This window comes from Caballeronia terrestris (assembly GCF_001544515.1).
GTDB classification, from domain to species: domain Bacteria; phylum Pseudomonadota; class Gammaproteobacteria; order Burkholderiales; family Burkholderiaceae; genus Caballeronia; species Caballeronia terrestris.
Genome location: NZ_FCOL02000456.1, coordinates 1 through 1,183, shown reverse-complemented (window position 1 = coordinate 1,183; position 1,183 = coordinate 1). Strand labels below are relative to the sequence as shown.

1 protein-coding gene is annotated in these 1,183 nt (G+C 55.3%); it reads right to left on the bottom strand.

The window, feature by feature from the left end:
- Positions 1-706: 706 nt before the first annotated feature.
- Positions 707-838 (bottom strand): hypothetical protein, encoded by a 132-nt coding sequence (locus tag AWB67_RS43145; RefSeq protein WP_268808176.1) that lies wholly within the window; start codon positions 836-838, stop codon positions 707-709.
- Positions 839-1,183: the final 345 nt, after the last annotated feature.

Here is a 1,183-nt window from a genome sequence, read left to right as displayed (position 1 = left end):
CGGCAGCAATTGCCGGGACATGTTGATCTAACTACGTGCGACGTCCACCTTGAGCAGCCATCGAGCTTTGCCAATTGTGAGACGCTTCAGTAGAACGATCTCACATGTGGATATCACGAAGCAAATCACGCGGCTCTTGACATACGGAGCGTGGACTCTTTAGAAAGGCTCGGTTGTCCACCCAAGTAGTTGGGGTGCCAGAATAAAGAGGACAGGATCGGCGGCACGCCATTGGTGGTGACAGCCGGTCACCGGCGCAGCGTATTTGAGCTGACTTTCGCGAACGAGTGTCCCCAGGCGGGCACGATTTGCTTGACGGTTGCTCGTTGCCCCTCTGTACTGTAGGCGACACACGGAGCATCAGGGATGGACCAAATGGCCCTATTCGAGAATGCGAGTCAGTTAGCTATGAAGGAGCACGTATCGCCAGCGTGCTGTCTAAAGCATAGACTAGCACGACCAGTGTTTCAATCGAATCAATTGGGAATACGCGGCCGAAGGGGCGATCAAGCGAACGCAAGCAACCCTTGGTCGTTTTGTAGAATTACCTTGTACTGGGTTATTGACTTGTTTTCGCTGCGTTAAGTCGCGAATTGTTGATAAGTGACACGTCCCGGGCCGTCGCCACGACATGCACGAGCGCGAAAAACTTAAATTCATCATCGTCTTTCACGCTTACTGCGGCACTGGACGTCTTGAGCCTCATTTAGTCTCTTCCTTCCAGACGCTGTTGCATGACCTCACGCAACTTGAACAGCGCGATCTTCAGTTCGGAATTTTCTGCGAGTGTCTTAGCGACCTGGATCACCTCTTCCTCGAACGGGTCGAGGTCCGTCACGGTCGATCACGCAGACGTCGTAACGCGCATTCGTGCGTGTATGCTCCCGGAAACTGTCGAAGATATAGCAATAGGCGCGCCCAGCAAACCCCCGGTACGGCGAGACTAGGGGGAAACGATGATACATCCCGACAGGCTCGTACGGCCCTAGCCGTCATCCGGCAAGCGCTCGATGCGCATGTGGTGCAATGCTTCCGCGTGGCGCGGCCGGGCGATGTGCTCGCCTATCACGTGGTCCCGTTCCGGATGACGCTTGGTAACCGATGAAACAGCCTAAGCGGCACGATCCGCATATCCCAAGCGGCAATACCAGCGCGGCGCCGACCGTCAAGCAAAGTAATTGCG